A 17,144-nucleotide genomic window follows, 5' to 3' on the forward strand; every position below is an offset into this window, starting at 1 on the left:
GCCGGTGACGGTGGCGCGGCCGGACGAGAAAACGTGAAACTCTTTCGCGAAATCGTTCCGCTGCGTAACCTGCCCGCACCCCCGCGTGAACGAGGTGGAACATGGTCCGACGCGCTCACGGGCGCACGGTCGTCGCGTCAGGTGTGGCGGTCGTGTGTCTGGCCACGGGAACGGTGGCCGCCCCCACGGCCTCCGCGCAACCGGAGGGTCCCGACGCGGCCGCGATGATGGCCGCGGTCGAGGACTACTGCGGCGACGGCTGCCACGACATCCTGGCCCCTGGACAGAACGGCAACGCGACCCTCGTCGAGATCCTCGGCAACCGGCTCTTCGGAACCCGGCCCGCTCACTCCGACACCCAGCTCGAACCCTACGACGACCTCCTCCACGACCACCCGGAGCTGACCGACGCCGCCCTCGGCGACTACTTCCTCGACGCCTCCTTCGGTGTCGCCCCCGACCAGGTGGGACGCGAGTACAGCCCCCGTGACGACGTCACCGTCGTCCGCGACGAACAGCACGGCATTCCGCACGTCTACGGGACCACTCGCGAAGGCACCATGTACGGCGCCGGATACGTCGCGGCCGAGGACCGGCTGTTCCTCATGGACCTGCTGCGCCACCTCGGCCGCGGCGAACTGACCGGGTTCGCCGGCGGCGCCGAAGGCAACCGGGAACTGGAACAGAGCCTGTGGCGCGGCGCGCCCTACACCGAGGCCGACAAACAGGCCCAGATCGACCGGGTGGCGGCGAGCGGCGAACGGGGCCGCCAGGCGCTCGCCGACGTTGACGCCTACATCGCCGGCATCAACGCCTACATCGACCGCGCGGAGCGCAGACGCGACTATCCCGGCGAATACGTCCTGACCGGCCACAAGGACGCCATCACCCAGGCCGGCGAGATCGAACACTTCACCCCGACCGACGTCGTGGGCATCGCGGCCATGGTCGGCCTGCTGTTCGGCGGTGGGGGCGGCGGCGAGGTGCACTCGGCGCTGCTGCGCGCCTCCTTCCAGGACCGCTACGGGCCACAGCGAGGCGTCGAGCTCTACGACGCCTGGCGGATGGAGAACGACCCCGAAGCGGTGGTCACCGTGTCGGGAGAGTTCCCCTACGCCCAGACGCCGCGGGAACCGGTCGGCGAGGCCATCCCCGACCCCGGATCGGTCGTTCCCTACGACATCGTGCACGACGCCACCGGGTCGGCGCGCACCGGCGCCGACGCCGATCCCGTCGCGGCCTCGACCGGGGAGACGGCGCCCGGCGAGGAGACCACGACCGTCGACCGGCTTCCCGAGGAGCAGCAGGCGGAACTGGAACGGATGGCGCGGGAGGGGGACCTCGACGCCGCCGAAGGCGTCTTCAACGACGGTGTGCTCCCCGCCGACCTGTTCGAAGGGGAGCCGGGCATGTCCAACGCGCTCCTCGTGGCCGGCGAGCACACCGCGGACGGCCACCCGATCTCGGTCTCGGGACCACAGACCGGCTACTACTCGCCGCAGCTGCTCCTGGTCCAAGAGCTCCAGGGACCCGGGATCAGCGCGCGCGGCGCCTCCTTCCCCGGCGTCAGCTTCTACGTCCAGATCGGCCGCGGCGCCGACTACGCCTGGAGCCCGACGTCGGCCGGGCAGGACATCACCGACACCTTCGCGGTCGAGCTGTGCGAACCCGACGGGAGCGACCCGAGCGTGGAGTCGCGCCACTACCGGGACGGGTCCGGGTGCGTCCCCTTCGAGGAGCTGTCCGTCACCAACGAGTGGGAGCCCACGGTCGCCGATCAGACGCCCGCCGGCTCCTACACGCTGACCTCGCTGCGCTCGCCCCATGGTCTGGTGGAGTCGTTCGGCACGGTCGAGGGCACGCCCGTCGCCTTCATGGTCCGCCGTTCCACCTACCTGCGCGAGGTGGACTCCATCATCGGCTTCCAGCGCTTCAACGATCCGGCGGAGATCCGTTCGGCCGCCGACTTCCAGGAGGCGGCCATGGACATCGGCTACGCCTTCAACTGGCACTACAACGACGCCGACGACATCGCCTACGTCAACTCCGGCGCCAACCCGGTGCGCACCCCGGGCACCAACCCGAACATGCCGATCGACGCGGCGTCCCCGGCGGGGTGGGCCGGCTGGGACCCGGCCACCAACGAGGCCGAGTACACGCCGCTGGCCGAACACCCCCACTCCGTCAACGCCGACTACTACGCCAACTGGAACAACAAGCCCGCCGCCGGTTACACGTCGGGCTACGGCACCGGCTCGGTGCACCGGGCCGACCTCATCGACGGGCGGCTGCGCGACCTCGTCGACGCGGGGGACGTCACCCCGGCCCAGGTCGTGCAGGCCATGGAGGAGGCGGCAAGCACGGACCTGCGCGGCGAGCAGGTCCTTCCAGAGCTGCTGCGGGTGCTGGACAGCGCGCCCGTCGACGACCCGGATCTGGCGGGGCAGGTCGCGGCGCTGCGGGAGTGGATGCAGGCCGGCGCCCCGCGAAGGGAGGCGGCCAAGGGGGACGGCGAGTACGAGCACGCGGAGGCGATCAGGATCATGGACGCCTGGTGGCCCCTGCTCGTGCGCGCCCAGTTCGAGCCGGGGCTGGGCCCCGACCTCTACGAGGGGCTGACCAGGGCCGTCCAGATCGACGAATCGCCCTCGGGATTCACCGGCGGCGGAGGCTCCGGCGGGGTCAACCAGGGCCAGACCCACAAGGGGTCGAGTTTCCAGTACGGCTGGTGGTCCTACGTCGACAAGGACCTGCGCCTGGTCCTCGGCGAGGACGTCGCCGCCCCGCTCGGGGAGGTCTACTGCGGGGGCGGCGACCTCGCGGACTGCCGGGAGGTGCTGCTCGCCTCGCTGGCCGAGGCGGCGGCGCTGCCGGCCGGCGAGGTCTACCCGGGGGACGCCGACTGCGAGGCGGGTGACCAGGTTTGCGCCGACGCGATCATCCACTCTCCGCTCGGCGGGGTGGTCATGTACCGCGTCGCCTGGCAGAACCGGCCCACCTACCAGATCGTCCACCAGTTCGCCGATCGGAGGGGGTAGCAGCGGCCGTACGCCGGGGCGGCCCGGTGCCGCGTGGGCGGCGATCTACACCGGATCGTCGCCTACGGGCGGGTGCCCCCCGGCGTCCCGCGGGGTAGCTTTAGTGATACCCGCCACAGGGAGGCCGGTCGTCATGGCGTTGTGGGTTGGTTGGTTGCTCGTGGCCCTGGTGTTGGGCGTGGCCGAGATCTTCACGCTGACCCTGTCCCTGGGCCTGATCGCCGCCGCCGCGTTGGTCGCCGGGGTGGTCGGAGCCCTTGGGGCCGGGGTGATCGTGCAGGTGCTCGCCTTCGCCGTCGCCGCCGCGGCGGGGTTGCTCGTCGTCCGACCGATCGCGCGCCGTCATCTCAGCCAGCCACCGCCGTTGCGTTCGGGGACCGCCGCCCTCGTGGGCAGGACGGCGGTGGTCGTCGAGGAGGTCACCGCGGAGCAGGGGCGTATCAGGCTGTCCGGTGAGGAGTGGTCGGCCCGGGCCCTGGACGAGACCCAGAGCATCCCGGCCGGAAGCCGGGTCGACGTGATGGAGATCGAGGGCGCGACGGCCATCGTCTATCCCCACGACCAGCTTCCGTGACCACACCCCTGAGCCCCATCCCCGGTATCCGCTAAGGCAGGAAACAGATGTTCGGGATACAAATCGTCTTCCTGGTCCTCGCGGCGATCATCATCGTCGCGGTCGTCTCCACGGTACGGATCGTGCCCCAGGCCCGCGCCTACAACATCGAGCGCTTCGGCCGTTACATGCGCACCCTGCAACCGGGACTGAACTTCATCATCCCGGGTGTGGACCGGGTCAACACCAAGTTCGACCTGCGCGAGCAGGTGTTCTCCTCGCGTCCCCAGCCGGTGATCACCGAGGACAACCTGGTCGTCAACATCGACACCGTCCTGTACTACCAGATCACCGAACCGCGTGCCGCGGCCTACGAGGTCGCCAACTACCTCCAGGCCATCGATCAGCTCACGGTCACCACGCTGCGCAACGTCATCGGCGGCATGGACCTGGAGCGCACGCTCACCTCGCGCGAGGAGATCAACTCCCGGCTGCGCGGGGTGCTCGACGACGCCACCGGCAAGTGGGGCATCCGGGTCAACCGGGTGGAGATCAAGGCGATCGACCCGCCTCCCACCATCAAGGAGGCGATGGAGAAGCAGATGCGGGCCGAGCGCGACAAGCGCGCCGCCATCCTGCACGCCGAGGGCGAGCGGCAGTCGCGCATCCTCAAGGCCGAGGGCGCTCGCCAACAGGCGATCCTGGAGGCTCAGGGAGAGCAGCAGGCGGCGATCCTGCGTGCCGACGGCGAGGCCAAGGCGATCGAGCGTGTCTTCCAGGCGGTCCACCGCAACGACGCCGACTCCAAGCTCCTCGCCTACAAGTACCTGGAGACGCTGCCGACGCTCGCCAAGGGCGAGGGCAACACGTTCTGGGTCATCCCCGGCGAGTTGACGCAGGCCATCCGCAGCGTCACCCGGGCCTTCGCCGGCGAGGACGACGGTGCCGCGGAGCGGCCCGCCCCCGCGGGGAAGGAGGGGGCCACCGAGGAGGGGACGACACCACAGCTCACGGCGGGGAAGATGGGCGACGAGGCGGTGCGGGCCGCCGACGAGGCGGCCGAACGCGCGGCCGAGGCGGTGGCCGACGCCCGGGCCGAGGCCGACGCGGCGGCGAGCCCCGCCACGCTGCCCGGCCAGCGCAGACAGGACTGACCGCGGGGCGCCGCCCGGTCCGACGGGGAAGGCGCCCGGCCTAGCCCAGCAGGAGCTTGCCCGTCGTCCGCCGCCCGGTCAGGTCCTCGTGCGCCCGGGCGGCGTCGGCCAGGTCGTAGCGGCCTCCCACGTGGACCTTCAGGCTTCCCGTCCCCACCAGCCCGAGCACGTCGGAGGCGCGTTCCAGCAGTTCCTCCCGGTCGGCGGTGTAGTGGGCCAGGCTCGGCCGGGTCAGGTAGACCGACCCGGCGGAGTTCAGCCGCTGGGGGTCCACCGGGGGGACCGCGCCACTGGACTGACCGAACAGCGCGAGCACGCCTCGCGGGCGCAGACAGGCCAGGCTCGCGTCGAAGGTGGTGGCTCCCACGCCGTCGTAGACGGCCTGGACCCCGGCCCCATCGGTCAGCCTTCGCACCGCGTCGGCCACGTCGGTCTCGGTGTAGCGGACGATCTCGTCGGCGCCGGCCGCCCGTGCCGCCTCCTCCTTGGCGCCGGTGGAGACCGTGCCGATGACGCGCGCGCCGCGCAGCTTCGCCAACTGGGTGAGCAGGAGGCCGGTTCCCCCGGCCGCGGCGTGCACCAGGACGGTGTCGCCCGGCTGTACCGGGTAGGTCGTGTGGGTCAGGTAGTGCGCGGTGAGCCCCTGGAGCAGCACGGCGGCCGCCTGCTCGGAGGTGACGCCGTCGGGGATCGGGACGGTCCGGTCGGCGGGGACGGCGGCGCGTTCGGCGTAACCCCCGGGGAGCATGACCCAGCCGACCCGTTGGCCGACCGTGACGCCGGTGACGTCGGGGCCCAGCTCGCCGACCGTGCCGACGGCCTCGACGCCCGGGGTGAAGGGCAGGGGTGTGGCGTAGGCGCCGGAGCGTTGGTAGACGTCGATGAAGTTCACGCCGCGGGCTTCGACGTCGACGATCACCTCCCCGGGACCGGGCCGGGGGTCGGCGGTCTCGGCCGGACGCAGGACCTCGGGTCCTCCGTGTTCGGTGACGACGATGGCGCGCATGGGGCCTCCTGGGGTCGGTCGGATCAGTCCTCGGCCGCGCTGGAGCCGTCGGTGGGCTCGTCGGAACCGATGCGGTGCAGGAAGAAGTCGTCGAACATGACGAGGGCGTCGTCACCGCCGCCACTGCTGCGCTGGACGGTGATGCCCACGTCGCGCTCCTCCCCGTGGGGGAGCGGGGCGGTGTCGACCGCCTCCAGGACGTGTTCGTCGTTGACCCACAGGTTCAGGGTCATGGTGTTGGCGGAACGGTCGAGCTCGCAGGCGAGCGTGAGCCGGTTGCCGGCACCCTCGGCGGTGTCGAACCCGGGAACCTCGTCGGTGGTGGCGAGCGCGCTCGCGCCGCCCTCGTCTCCGGCGACGCGGCGGATCTGGGCGCCGGCGCCGTCGAGGCGGACGAGCGCCTCGTACCTGGTCCGGTCCTCCTCGTCCTGGTGGAAGCAGTGCAATCCCATCTGCCCGTAGCCGGGGCCGGAGTCGACCACGGTCTTCGCGCCGACCAGGATCCGGTCGGGCACGGCCCCCTCATAGGGGGCGAACTCGCCGCGGGTGGGCTGGTCGTCGACGCTGGCCCGCAGCGCGTACTGCCCCTCGTAGTAGCCGTCGTCGTAGTAGTCGTCCCCGGGGACGTACTGCTGCCCGTTGTTCCAGCCGGTCTCGGGGCTGTAGAAGTCGTCGCTGTACAGCGGCGTTCCCTCGGGGATGGACGGGCCGCCGAAGAGGGCCACGCCGCCGATGACCGCCGCGGCGAGCACCACGACCCCCGCCGTCGCGGCCCCGGCCGCCTTGAGGCCGCGACGCCGCTTGGCGGATCCGTCCTGTCCTCCCGGAGGGAGGTGGGTGCCGGGCGCGCCGGGACCGGGCGGTCCGAAGCCGCCGAAGCCGGGGGGAGCCGGAGGAGGGGAGCCGGGGACGTCGAAGCCCGGATGGCCCGTTCCGTGTCCCGCCGCTCCGATCCGGTAGGGGCCGTGGAAGCCCTGCTGCGGGCCGGAGGGCACGCCCTGGGGGCCGGAGGGCACGCCCTGGGGACCGGTGGGGAGGACGTGGGAGGGCGACGGGGAAGGGCCCTGTGGGCCGGAGGGCGGACCCGCCCACGCCGGGTCGCGCGGGTGCGAAGGACGCCCGCCCGGCGGGGTGGGCGTGGTCGGGGGAGCCGGGTCGGGCGGCAGCGCGGCGGTGGCCTGCCGGGACAGGTCCTCGGTGACGGTGGCGCCCTCGCGTCCGTCCGATGGGGTGGTGGTCGGGCCCTCGGTTTCCTCTGGCGCCGGTCGCGCGGTGGAGGGCGGCGTCCAGGAGCGCACCACGGTCTGGTCGATAACGGACTCGCTCGGATCCTCCTGGCCGACCAGGCGGTTGAGCAGCTGCTGGGCGGTCGGCCGGCGGGACGGGTCCTTGTCCAGGGCGTGGGACACCAGGTCACGAAGGGTGGGATCGAGTCCTTCGAGGTTGGGGGCCATGGAGACGATCTGTTGGAGGACGGCCGGGACGGTCGGCGCCTCGAACGGGGCTCTGCCCGTGCCGGCGAACACGACCAGGCACCCCCAGGAGAAGATGTCGGAGGCCGGCGAGATCTCCCGCCCCTCGATGAGTTCGGGGGCCAGGTAGGCCGGGGTGCCCATGAGCTGGCTGGAGCGGGTCACCGCGCCGTCGTCGTCCATGGCCCGCGCGATCCCGAAGTCGATCACCTTCGGTCCGACCGACGACAGCAGCACGTTGGCCGGCTTGAGGTCGCGGTGGATGACGCCGGCCCGGTGGATCGCCGAGAGCGCGGCGGCCACCCCCATCGCGAGGCTGTCGAGGGTGCCGCCCTGCATGGGGCCCTCGGCGGCGATCGCCTGGGCGAGGTTGGGGCCGGCGACGTACTCGGACACGATGAACAGCGGGTCACCGTCGAGGCGGGCGTCCAGCACGGCGGCGGTCGAGAAGCGGGCGACCCTGCGGGCGGATTCGACCTCCCGGGCGAAGCGTCGGCGGAAGTCCTCGTCGTCGCTCAGGTCGGGATGGATGAGCTTCACCGCGACGAGGCGCTCCGCGCTGTCGCGGGCGAGGTAGACGGTGCCCATGCCGCCACGGCCCAGCCGGCCGAGGATGCGGTACTCCCCGAGCTCGGTGGGATCGCCGGTGCGGAGGGGCCTGGCGCGCTCGTGCCCGTTTGACGTCACAGTGCTGAGTTCCTTTGTGGATCGCGTGATTCGCGCCTCATAGCGTACAGAGATCCCCGTCAGGGGAGGCCGGGAGCGGACCCGGCTCGGGAGGGCGGGCGTGGGACCCGTTCAGAAGTGAACCACGATCGGCTGTGGCGCCGCGAGCGCTCGGGGATGTCCGTGGAGGCGACGGTGTCGATCCGGTCACGGGGGGTGGGAGACGTTCCCCGGCGGACCCCCCCTTCGCTATCATTAGAACACTTGTTCGAACGAGGAGTCCGTTCCTCCTCGCGGACGGTTCCGCGCACGCCTGGGCGTGCCTGCCGGATGGTGGAGGGGGCTGCATGGGCCGCGGCTACGGGGCGCTGGTCACGGTGTGGGAGCGTGAGGAACGCCCGGTGCGTTTCCAGTGGCAGGGGCGGATCCACGTCGTCCATCGGATCCTGGACCACTGGGTGACCCAGGCGGCGGCGGTGTCCGACGGCGGGGAGGGCGCCCTGCGGCTCCACGTCTGGAGGGTCAGCGCCGGTCCCGACCACGCCACCGGCGTCTACGAACTGCGCCACGACCCCGCCAACCGCGAATGGCGGCTGATCCGGCCGGGCGGGTGAGCGGGACGCGCCCCGCTCAGCCCGCGCCGGCCCCGTCCCGGCGGCGGGCGGTCCGGCGCGCCAGTTCGGCGAGCAGCCGTTCCTCCGCCTGCGGTCCGGCGCCCACGCGTGGCAGCCGCCACAGGAACACTCCGCCCAGGAGCCACCAGGCCCCCACGATCCCCCACTCGTAGGGCCAGGTCAGCGCGGCCGGCATGCCCGGCAGATACAGCGTCGCCAGCCCCAGGCTCAGCACCAGCGCCAGGGCGCCCACCAGGTTCCCGGCCGGCGCGCGAAACGGCCTGGGCATCCCCGGCTCGCGCCGGCGCAGCACCAGGAACGACAGCGCCACCACCACGTAGGCCACCACGATGTTGACACCACCCGCGTTGACCAGCCACGACAGCATCCGGTCGCCGAACAGCGGGGCGAGCACCGACAGCCCGCCGATGAACAACAGCGCGTTCGACGGGGTCCGGTAGCGAGGGTGCAACCGGGCGAACCAGCGTGGCAGCATCCCCGACGACGCCATCGCGTACAACAGCCGGCTCGCGCCGATGAGGAAGGCGTTCCAACTGGTCAGGATGCCGGCGATGCCGCCGAGGACGAGGACGGTGCCCATGGCCGGGCTGTCCCACAGCGCGGCCATCCCCTCCGCCGACGCCAGACGCGCCCCCGCCAGCTCCTCGCGCGGCAGCGCCGCGCCGACCGCCAGCATGACCAGGACGTACCACGCCGTCGCGCACCCCACCGAGACCAGGAGCAGCCGCCCCACCTGACGGTAGGGGACCCGGATCTCCTCCGCCGACTGGGGGATCACGTCGAAACCGACGAACAGGAACGGCGTCGCCACGAGGACCGCGACCAGGCCGGAGACACCCCCGTCGAACAGCGGCCGCATGTTCGCCGCCGAACCGCCCACCAGGGTCCCCGTCGCCAGGGCCACGCCCACGGCGAGCAGGAACAGCACCGCGACCGCCTGGAACACCCCCGCGGGGCGGATGCCCACGTAGTTGACGGCGGTGATGACGAGCGCCGCCACCACCCCCACCGCCGCCCACGAGGCGTACACGTCGTAGCCGGCGACCGTCCACATGTGGCCGACCCGCATGTCGGGGAAGAGGTAGAGGACGGTCTCGGGAAGCGCCACCGCCTCGAAGGCCACCACCGTCACATAGCCCAGCACGATGCCCCACGAGGCGACGAAACCGCCGTGGGCGCCCAGGCCGCGCAGCGCGTAGTTGTGCTCGCCGCCGGCGCGCGGCATCGCCGAGACGAGTTCGGCGTAGGTGAGCCCGACGAGGGCCACGACCGTACCGCCGATGACGAACGCCAGCGCCGCGCCCAGGCTGCCCGCCCCGGTGAGGAACTCGCCGGTCAACACGACCCAGCCGAACCCGATCATCGCGCCGAAGGCGAGCGCGAGAACGTCACCGCGTCCCAGGACCCGGGCGAAACCGTCGTTGCCGTGGTCGCTCACATGCCCTCCCGATCGCGTGGGCCGGGGAACAGCATCACCCCCGGAACGGGAAAAGGGAAGGGGGCGCCGACGGCGGCGAGGCGCTGTCCGCGGGGACGGGGCGTGGGTCAGCCTTCGGCCGCCATGTCGAAGAAGTCCGCCTCCAGCCGCACGGCCCTCCGGAACACGGCGCGGACGTGTTCGCGCCCCTCATCGGGCAGGGCGGGGCCGATCCGGTCGAGTTCGCCGCGCAGGAACCCCACCCACGCCCGGAAGTCCGGTCCCTCGTGGAGGTCGATCCACTCGCGCAGCACGAAGTCGGCGGGCGGTTCGCCGGCGCGGCTCGCCCATCCCAGGTAGCTCCACTCCACGACGCACAGGACGGCGAGGATCGACGGGTAGTCCTGACTGGAACGGGCCTGGTCCATGAGGGCGAGGAAATCCGCCGTCGCCGGCTCGGGGCGCGCCGAGGCGCGTTCGCCGGGGGTGACGCCCAGGGCGTCCAGGGCCCGGTCGAAGTAGGACGCCTCCTCCTCGGCCGCGGTCTGGCCGAGGAAGCGGGCGAAGGTGAGCCGGCCGGGGAAGGTGTCGGCGCAGGCGACCGCCGCGCCGAGCAGGGCCGTCCAACGGTCCAGGAAGAGGAGGTCTTGGAGGAGGTAGCGGCGCATCCGCTCCCGCGCGGCCGTGCCGTCGAGGATGGCGGTGGCGAACGGATGGCCGGTCACGGCCGACCAGTCCGGTTCGCTCGACTCCCGCAGCCACGCGCTGAACCGGGGGTCGGGCGCCTGGGCGCTCCAGGTGTCGAACGGGACGGCGTTCACGGATCCTCCTCGGGGCGCTGGGAGGGGCCGGTGTCCGGCCCCTCCCCGGGGCTACCCGCGTGGCGATGGCGCAACCTCGGCGGCCGGCTCAGTCGCCTCCGCCTCCGCCACCCCCACCGTCACCACCGGAGCCGCCGTCGCCTCCCCAGCTCCAGCTCCAGGAGGAGGCGCCGTCGGAGCCGCCGTCCTGCGCGGAGGAATCGGAATCGCGGGAGCGGCGTGGAGCGCCGCCTGAGCCGCGCCGCTTCTTCTTCTCGTCGTCCTGGTCCTTCTTGCGCCACCACACCTGGAGTTCGGGGGAGAGCACGGGCACCGCCTCGGGTCGGGGGGTCGAAAGGGTCGATAAACGGCCAAAGGGAAGATACCCCCATATTCCAACCGCCACTCCCGGTGAAACGTCGAACGGTCGTTCCCGGCCGCGCCGCGCCCCGACCGTCGGGAAGGCGCGGGGTCGTTAACGTGGCCGGCATGACACAACGACTGGTCGAGGCCGTGGACGAGACGGTGGCCGCCTTCTGGGCGATCGGGGGAGAGGAGCGCACGGTCAACGGCGCCCACTGGACGCGCAACCTGAAGGCCCCCGCGGTGGAGTACTGCAATACCGTGGGCGGTCTGGTCGGCGACGATCCCCACCGGTTGCGCGACCTGCTCGGCCAGGCCCGCGCCTGGACGGCGTCGCCGGCCATGCGGGTCCACGTCGGAGCCACCACCCCCACCGCGACGGAGGCGGCGCTCCTGCTGGCGGGGTGCGAACTCGTCGAGACCCTGCTGGAGCTGGTCGTCACCGGCCCGCTCGTCGGACCCACACCCGCGGGCGCGGGCGTCGACATCCTCCCCGTGGAGGACGACGCGGGATGGGAACGGCTGGCGGAACTGTTCCGGCTCGACCACGAAGAGGAGGACGCAGGGGAGGGCCGCCCGCCGCGCCCGGCCGAGGAGACCGCCCAGGCCGTCCTCGCCCGCAGGGCCAAGACGCCCGCGGTGCGCTACTGGCTGGCCGTCGAAGAGGGCAGGCCGTGCGGGTTCTTCTCCTCCTGGCCGCGCCGGGGCGAGATGGCCAAGGTCGAGGACCTGTTCGTGCGTCCGGAGCACCGGGGCAGGGGAGTGGCGACCCGCCTGCTGCACCACGCGGTCGCCGACGCCCGCTCCCAGGGGGCCGGCCCGGTCCTCATCCGCGCCGCCCACGACGACCGGCCGAAGCACCTCTACGCCCGGATGGGGTTTCGCCCGGTCGCGGTGACGCGCTACTACGCCTTCGACGGCGGCGACTGATCCGCGGAGGACGCCTGTGAGGGCGTGTGCGATCCTGGGAGCGGCGTCGGCCGGTGGCTCCTCCGTGAGCCATCGGCGTGCAGGAACCCGGTGCGAATCCGGGGCGGTCCCGCCACTGTGACCAGGGAGCAGGCCCGCATACTCCGCCACTGCCGGACCTCACCGGTGGGAAGGCGCGGGCGAGCGAGGATCTGGGAGCCAGGACACTGCCAGGCGCCACGACCCACCCCTCACGGGCGTTGAGGGTGTGCGCGGGATGTCCGCGCGCCGTCCACGCCCGGCGCACCCCCGGGCGTGGACTCCCGGGAAGGAAGGACCCGTGTGAGCACTGCTGCTCGCTATCCCTTCAGCGCGATCGTCGGCATGGCCGACCTCAAGCTCGCGCTCCTCGTCAACGCGGTCTCCCCAGCGGTCGGCGGTGTGCTGGTACGCGGGGAGAAGGGCACCGCCAAGTCAACGGTGGTACGCGCGCTCGCCTCGCTGCTGCCCGATGTCGAGGTGGTCGCGGGGTGCCGTTTCTCCTGCGACCCCGCCGCCCCCGACCCCGACTGCCCTGACGGGCCGCACCCCGGTGCCGCGGCCCACCAGGCCCAGACCCGTCCGACCCGCCTGGTGGAGCTCCCCGTCGGGGCCAGCGAGGACCGGCTGGCCGGCTCCCTCGACATCGAACGCGCGCTCACCGAGGGGGTCACCGCGTTCGAGCCCGGCCTGCTCGCCGCCGCCCACCGTGGCGTGCTCTACGTCGACGAGGTGAACCTGCTCCACGACCACCTCGTCGACCTCCTGCTCGACGCGGCCGCGATGGGGACCTCCCACGTCGAACGTGAGGGGGTGTCGGTCCGCCACGCCGCGCGGTTCCTGCTGGTGGGGACCATGAACCCCGAGGAGGGTGAGCTGCGGCCACAGCTCCTCGACCGGTTCGGACTCACCGTCGAGGTGGCCGCCACCCGGGAGCCGGCCGAGCGCGCCGAGGTGGTGCGCCGCCGGCTCGCCTTCGACGCCGACCCGGCGGGGTTCGCCGCCGCCTACGCCGATGAGGAGGCGCGTCTGGCCGCGCACATCCGGGCCGCTCGGCGGCGTCTGCCCCGGGTCGTCCTCACCGACGCGGCGCTGCGGCAGATCACGGCCGTGTGCGCGGCCTTCGACGTGGACGGGTTGCGCGCCGACCTGGTCACCGCGCGCGCGGCGATGGCGCTGGCCGCCTGGAGGGACCACCCGGAGGTCACCTCCGACGACGTCCGCGACGCCGCCCGCCTGGCGCTGCCGCACCGGCGTCGGCGCGACCCCTTAGACGCCCCCGGCCTCGACGAGGACCGTCTGGACGAGGCGCTCGAACAGGCCGGGGCCGACGACCCCTCCGACCCGGGGGACGGCCCCGAGGGGCCGGACGGGCCGGACGGGCCGGACGGGCCCGGCGGGGGCGGCGGGGGCGGCCCCGCCCCGCAGCCAGGGGATCCCGACGCCGCGCCGCCCGCGGCCTCCGGACCCGAACGGCCGCAGACCACCCCCGAGGACACCCCTCAGGAGGGCGGCCCCGGCGGCTCCGGCGAGACCGCAGCCGATCCCGGCGAGACCTACCGGCCGCGGTTGCTCAGCGTTCCCGGGCTGGGAAGCGGCGCTCCCGGCCGCCGCTCCCGCGCCGAGACGCCCTCTGGCCGCACCTCGGGGGCGCGGCTGCCCCGCGGACGGATCGGGGCACTGCACCTGCCGGCGACCCTGCGCGCCGCGGCTCCGCGGCAACGCGACCGCGGGCGCAGTACCGGAGGTCTCGTCCTGGCCCGCAGCGACCTGCGCGAGGCGGTGCGTGAGGGCCGGGAGGGCAACCTCGTCCTGTTCTGCGTCGACGCCAGCGGCTCCATGGCCGCGCGTCAGCGCATGCGCGCCGTCAAGGGGGCCGTGCTGAGCCTGCTGCTCGACGCCTACCAGCGGCGCGACAAGGTCGGACTGGTCACCTTCCGCGGCCGTGAGGCGGAGGTGGCCCTCCCGCCCACCTCATCGGTCGAGGCCGGCGCGCGCCGGTTGCGGGAACTGCGCACGGGCGGGCGGACCCCCCTGGCCGCGGGCCTGACGCGCTCCGCCGAGCTGTTGCGGGTGGAACGGCTGCGCGATCCGCGCCGTCGCCCCCTGCTGGTGGTCGTCACCGACGGCAGGGCCACCCACGGCGGAACCGACGCGGTGCTGCGCGCCGGGGCGCGGATCAGGTCCACGGGGGTCGAGACGGTCGTCGTGGACTGCGAGGACGGTCCGGTGCGTCTGGGCGGGGCGGCGCGGCTGGCCGCCGTCACGGGCGGCAGCGCGGTCCGGCTGGCGGAACTGGGCGCGGACGCGCTGAGCGGACTGGTGCGGCACGCCCGCCGCGCCGCCTGAGAAGCATCGACGAGGAGACGACACAGCCATGCCCCAAGGCAAACCCACCCACGTCCCCGACGACGGGCTCACCACCCGCCAGCGCCGTAACCGGCCGCTGCTGATCGTCCACACCGGCCCGGGCAAGGGCAAGTCCACCGCCGCCTTCGGCCTGGCCACCCGCGGATGGGCGCAGGGCTGGGACATCGGGGTGTTCCAGTTCGTGAAGTCCGCGAAGTGGCGGATCGGCGAGGAGAAGGCGTTGCGCGTCCTGGGCGAGTCCGGCGCCGGTGGCCGTGTCGCCTGGAACAAGATGGGCGAGGGATGGTCGTGGATCCAGCGCCCCGGGACCGAGGCCGACCACGCCGCCGACGCGGCCGAGGGCTGGGAGCAGATCAAACGTGACCTCGCCGCCCAGACCTACCGGCTCTACGTGCTCGACGAGTTCACCTACCCCATGAAATGGGGGTGGGTCGACGTCGACGACGTCGTGGCGACCCTGCGCGACCGGCCCGGGAGCCAGCACGTGGTCATCACCGGCCGCGACGCCGATCCCCGCCTGCTGGAGGCGGCCGACCTGGTCACCGAGATGACCAAGGTCAAACACCCGATGGACGTGGGCCAGAAGGGCCAGCGCGGCATCGAGTGGTGACGCCGGCGCGCCCGCCCCGCCGGGCGCGCCACCCCGTCAGGCCGCGAGGTCGGAGGGGATGAGGCTGTAGACGGCGAGGTCGGCGCGGCCCACGTGCAACACCATCGCGTTGCGTTCGACGCCCTCGAAGACGAAACCGGCCTTCTCGGCCACCCGGCGTGACGGGAGGTTGCCGGTCGCGGCCTTCAACTCCACCCGTTCGAAGCGCTGGTCGCGCAGCGTCCAGTGGGCGACCGCCGTGACGGCCTCGGGCGCGTACCCCCGTCCCCGCGCCCACGGCCCCAGCCAGTAGCCGACCTCGGTGGTGCGCGCCGCCCACAACGTGCGCAGCAGACCGAACGCCCCCAGGAAGGCGCCGGTCGCCGTCTCCACGGCGGCCCACTGCTGCCCGTCCCCGCAGATCCTGCTCTGTGGCGCCTGCACCCGGCACCACTCCTCGGCGTCGGCCCGGGTGTACTCCCGGCCGGGTGCCGGAAGGGGCAGCCACCTTCGGGTCAGCGGGTCGGTCATGCCCCGCAGGACCCCGTCGACGTCGCCCTCGGTGAACGCGCGCAGGGTCAGCCGCTCGGTCTGGAGGATCACGCTCGGCATGACCTGGTGCGGGGTGGTCATGGTCTGGGCCTTCCGGTTCGCAGGCGGGCGGCGCGCAGGAAGCGGGTCGCGCACTCGGGCGCGCCGGCCCAGTGCAGGTGGAGGTAGGAGGCGATCAGCGCGGCGTTCGCGAAACCGTCGCCGCCGCCGTTCTCCCACCGCCAGGCCGGGACCGCTCCGTGGGAGGGGGAGAGCGCGGTGCGGTGGAACTCGTGTCCGCGCACCCGTGTCCCGCCGGCGGCGACCACCGAGTCGCGCGCGGCGACCGCGGTGCGGTACCCCAGCGTCAGCCGCTCGGTCATGTGGGCGTCGGCGGGAACGACACCGCACATCGGCGCGCCGTCCAGGCTGCGCGCGAGATAGAGCAGTCCCGCGCACTCGGCCACGATCGGCGCGCCCGCGCGGGCCAGGGCGGCGACGCGGCGCCGCAACGGGGCGTTCGCCGACAGCGTGGCGGCGTGCACCTCGGGGAAACCGCCGCCCACGACGATCGCGTCGCTGCCCTCGGGCAGCGCCTCGTCCCGTAACGGGTCGAAGGGGACGACCTCGGCGCCGCCCGCCTCCAGCAGCTCGGTGTTCTCGGTGTAGGAGAAGGTGAAGGCGGCCCCACCGGCCACCGCCACGTGCGCCCGGGCCGGAAGGGCGTGCCCGGCCCGGGCCAGCTCCGCCGCGGGATCCCACGGCGGCGCGCTCAGCGGCGCCGCGGTCTGGGCCAGCGCGACGATCGCCGCCAGGTCGCATGAGGAGGCGACCAGCGCGGCGAGCGCGGCGACCCCCTCGCGCGCCTGCGGGGCCCTCTCGGCGGCGGGGACCAGGCCGAGGTGGCGCGAGGGCGCGGCCACGGCGTCGCTGCGCCGGATCGCGCCGAGGACGGGCACGCCGCAGCCCGCCAACGCCCGGCGCACCAGGGCCTCGTGCCGCTGCGAGCCGACCCGGTTGAGGATGACACCGCCGACGCGGACCCGCGGATCATAGGTGCGAAACCCGTGCACCAGCGCGGCGACCGACCTGCTGGTGCGCGCGGCGTCGACGACGAGGATGACGGGCGCGCCGAGCAGGGCGGCGACATGGGCCGTGGAGGCGTAGTCGCCCGGGCCGGGGAAGTCGTCCGGTTCCACCGCGCCGTCGAAGAGCCCCATGACCCCCTCGACCACGGCGATGTCGGCTCCGGCGCTGCCGTGGCGGAACAGCGGGACGATCCGCTCCTCGCCGCACAGCACCGGATCGAGGTTGCGCGGTGGCCGTCCCGTGGCCAGCGCGTGGTAGCCGGGATCGATGTAGTCCGGTCCGGCCTTGTGCCCCGAGACCACCATCCCGCGCGCCGCCAACGCCGCCATGAGGCCCGTGGCCACGGTCGTCTTCCCGCTGCCCGAGGCGGGCGCCGCGATCACCACCCGCGGTACCTGACGCACGTCCCCCTCCTTCACCGAACCGGCGTCCCAGGTTAAGGCCGATGGCGGGCGCGCGCGGCCCGGCCCCGGCCCACCCGCCCCGAAACGGCCGGGGACCCCCGGATAGCCT

Annotated in this window: 14 protein-coding genes and 1 riboswitch; of the genes, 7 read left to right on the forward strand and 7 right to left on the reverse strand. The window is 73.4% G+C overall.

Features of this window, described 5'->3' with window-relative positions:
* Window positions 1-101 precede the first annotated feature (101 nt).
* The 3 genes from B5D66_RS22660 (at window position 102) to B5D66_RS22670 (ending at window position 4,745) form a co-directional block, all read left to right on the forward strand.
* Entirely contained in the window at window positions 102-3,038 is a 2,937-nt protein-coding gene (locus B5D66_RS22660; RefSeq protein WP_078763838.1) for a penicillin acylase family protein, read from the forward strand.
* A gap of 133 nt (window positions 3,039-3,171) precedes the next feature.
* Window positions 3,172-3,612, forward strand: a complete 441-nt coding sequence (locus tag B5D66_RS22665; protein ID WP_078763839.1) for an NfeD family protein — start codon at window positions 3,172-3,174, stop codon at window positions 3,610-3,612.
* A gap of 47 nt (window positions 3,613-3,659) precedes the next feature.
* Complete coding sequence (locus tag B5D66_RS22670; protein WP_078763840.1) at window positions 3,660-4,745, forward strand: SPFH domain-containing protein; 1,086 nt, start codon at window positions 3,660-3,662, stop codon at window positions 4,743-4,745.
* 40 nt (window positions 4,746-4,785) lie between these two features.
* Here the strand turns inward: B5D66_RS22670 and B5D66_RS22675 are convergent, their stop codons facing one another.
* Together B5D66_RS22675 and B5D66_RS22680 are read right to left on the reverse strand one after the other, a co-directional pair.
* Entirely contained in the window at window positions 4,786-5,751 is a 966-nt protein-coding gene (locus B5D66_RS22675; RefSeq protein ID WP_078763841.1) for a quinone oxidoreductase family protein, read from the reverse strand.
* Window positions 5,752-5,774: 23 nt separating this feature from the next.
* Window positions 5,775-7,910 carry a serine/threonine-protein kinase gene (locus tag B5D66_RS22680; RefSeq protein ID WP_078763842.1) on the reverse strand — a complete coding sequence of 712 codons (2,136 nt, stop codon included), beginning with the start codon at window positions 7,908-7,910 and terminating at the stop codon, window positions 5,775-5,777.
* A gap of 326 nt (window positions 7,911-8,236) precedes the next feature.
* Between B5D66_RS22680 and B5D66_RS22685 the strand changes: the two genes are divergently transcribed.
* The gene (locus B5D66_RS22685; protein ID WP_078763843.1) at window positions 8,237-8,503 is read left to right on the forward strand and encodes a DUF6504 family protein; all 267 of its coding nucleotides are present in this window, start codon (window positions 8,237-8,239) and stop codon (window positions 8,501-8,503) included.
* Between the two features lie 16 nt (window positions 8,504-8,519).
* On the opposite strand, the gene B5D66_RS22690 is transcribed toward B5D66_RS22685, so the two are convergent.
* The 3 genes from B5D66_RS22690 to B5D66_RS25290 form a co-directional block, all read right to left on the reverse strand.
* Window positions 8,520-9,962 (reverse strand): APC family permease, encoded by a 1,443-nt coding sequence (locus tag B5D66_RS22690; RefSeq protein ID WP_078763844.1) that lies wholly within the window; start codon window positions 9,960-9,962, stop codon window positions 8,520-8,522.
* Between the two features lie 107 nt (window positions 9,963-10,069).
* Window positions 10,070-10,762, reverse strand: coding sequence for a TenA family protein (locus B5D66_RS22695; protein WP_078763845.1), 693 nt, complete (start codon window positions 10,760-10,762; stop codon window positions 10,070-10,072).
* An 88-nt stretch (window positions 10,763-10,850) separates the two neighbouring features.
* Window positions 10,851-11,069, reverse strand: coding sequence for a hypothetical protein (locus tag B5D66_RS25290; protein WP_144390276.1), 219 nt, complete (start codon window positions 11,067-11,069; stop codon window positions 10,851-10,853).
* Between the two features lie 161 nt (window positions 11,070-11,230).
* On the opposite strand from B5D66_RS25290, the gene B5D66_RS22705 reads away from it, so the two are divergent.
* From B5D66_RS22705 to cobO, 3 genes are all read left to right on the forward strand, one after another.
* On the forward strand, window positions 11,231-12,034 hold the full coding sequence (locus B5D66_RS22705; RefSeq protein WP_144390277.1) for a GNAT family N-acetyltransferase: 804 nt from the start codon (window positions 11,231-11,233) through the stop codon (window positions 12,032-12,034).
* 80 nt (window positions 12,035-12,114) lie between these two features.
* Window positions 12,115-12,243: riboswitch (cobalamin riboswitch) on the forward strand.
* Window positions 12,244-12,355: 112 nt separating this feature from the next.
* Complete coding sequence (locus tag B5D66_RS22710) at window positions 12,356-14,401, forward strand: putative cobaltochelatase (protein ID WP_078763848.1); 2,046 nt, start codon at window positions 12,356-12,358, stop codon at window positions 14,399-14,401.
* 28 nt (window positions 14,402-14,429) lie between these two features.
* Window positions 14,430-15,032, forward strand: a complete 603-nt coding sequence (cobO, locus tag B5D66_RS22715; protein WP_078763849.1) for a cob(I)yrinic acid a,c-diamide adenosyltransferase — start codon at window positions 14,430-14,432, stop codon at window positions 15,030-15,032.
* A 36-nt stretch (window positions 15,033-15,068) separates the two neighbouring features.
* Here cobO and B5D66_RS22720 read toward each other — a convergent pair whose 3' ends face one another.
* Complete coding sequence (locus B5D66_RS22720) at window positions 15,069-15,644, reverse strand: GNAT family N-acetyltransferase (protein ID WP_235001173.1); 576 nt, start codon at window positions 15,642-15,644, stop codon at window positions 15,069-15,071.
* The gene (locus B5D66_RS22725; protein WP_078763850.1) at window positions 15,641-17,017 is read right to left on the reverse strand and encodes a cobyrinic acid a,c-diamide synthase CobB; all 1,377 of its coding nucleotides are present in this window, start codon (window positions 17,015-17,017) and stop codon (window positions 15,641-15,643) included. Before B5D66_RS22725 ends, B5D66_RS22720 begins: the two co-directional genes overlap by 4 nt.
* Window positions 17,018-17,144: the final 127 nt, after the last annotated feature.

It is taken from the genome of Marinactinospora thermotolerans DSM 45154 (genome assembly GCF_900167435.1).
In the GTDB taxonomy this organism is placed as follows: domain Bacteria; phylum Actinomycetota; class Actinomycetes; order Streptosporangiales; family Streptosporangiaceae; genus Marinactinospora; species Marinactinospora thermotolerans.

Coding starts and splice junctions, on each gene's coding strand:
- B5D66_RS22660 (WP_078763838.1), top strand. CDS start 102: ATGGTCCGACGCGCTCACGGGCGCACGGTCGTCGCGTCAGGTGTGGCG.
- B5D66_RS22665 (WP_078763839.1), top strand. CDS start 3,172: ATGGCGTTGTGGGTTGGTTGGTTGCTCGTGGCCCTGGTGTTGGGCGTG.
- B5D66_RS22670 (WP_078763840.1), top strand. CDS start 3,660: ATGTTCGGGATACAAATCGTCTTCCTGGTCCTCGCGGCGATCATCATC.
- B5D66_RS22675 (WP_078763841.1), bottom strand. CDS start 5,751: ATGCGCGCCATCGTCGTCACCGAACACGGAGGACCCGAGGTCCTGCGT.
- B5D66_RS22685 (WP_078763843.1), top strand. CDS start 8,237: ATGGGCCGCGGCTACGGGGCGCTGGTCACGGTGTGGGAGCGTGAGGAA.
- B5D66_RS22705 (WP_144390277.1), top strand. CDS start 11,231: ATGACACAACGACTGGTCGAGGCCGTGGACGAGACGGTGGCCGCCTTC.
- cobO (WP_078763849.1), top strand. CDS start 14,430: ATGCCCCAAGGCAAACCCACCCACGTCCCCGACGACGGGCTCACCACC.
- B5D66_RS22720 (WP_235001173.1), bottom strand. CDS start 15,644: ATGACCACCCCGCACCAGGTCATGCCGAGCGTGATCCTCCAGACCGAG.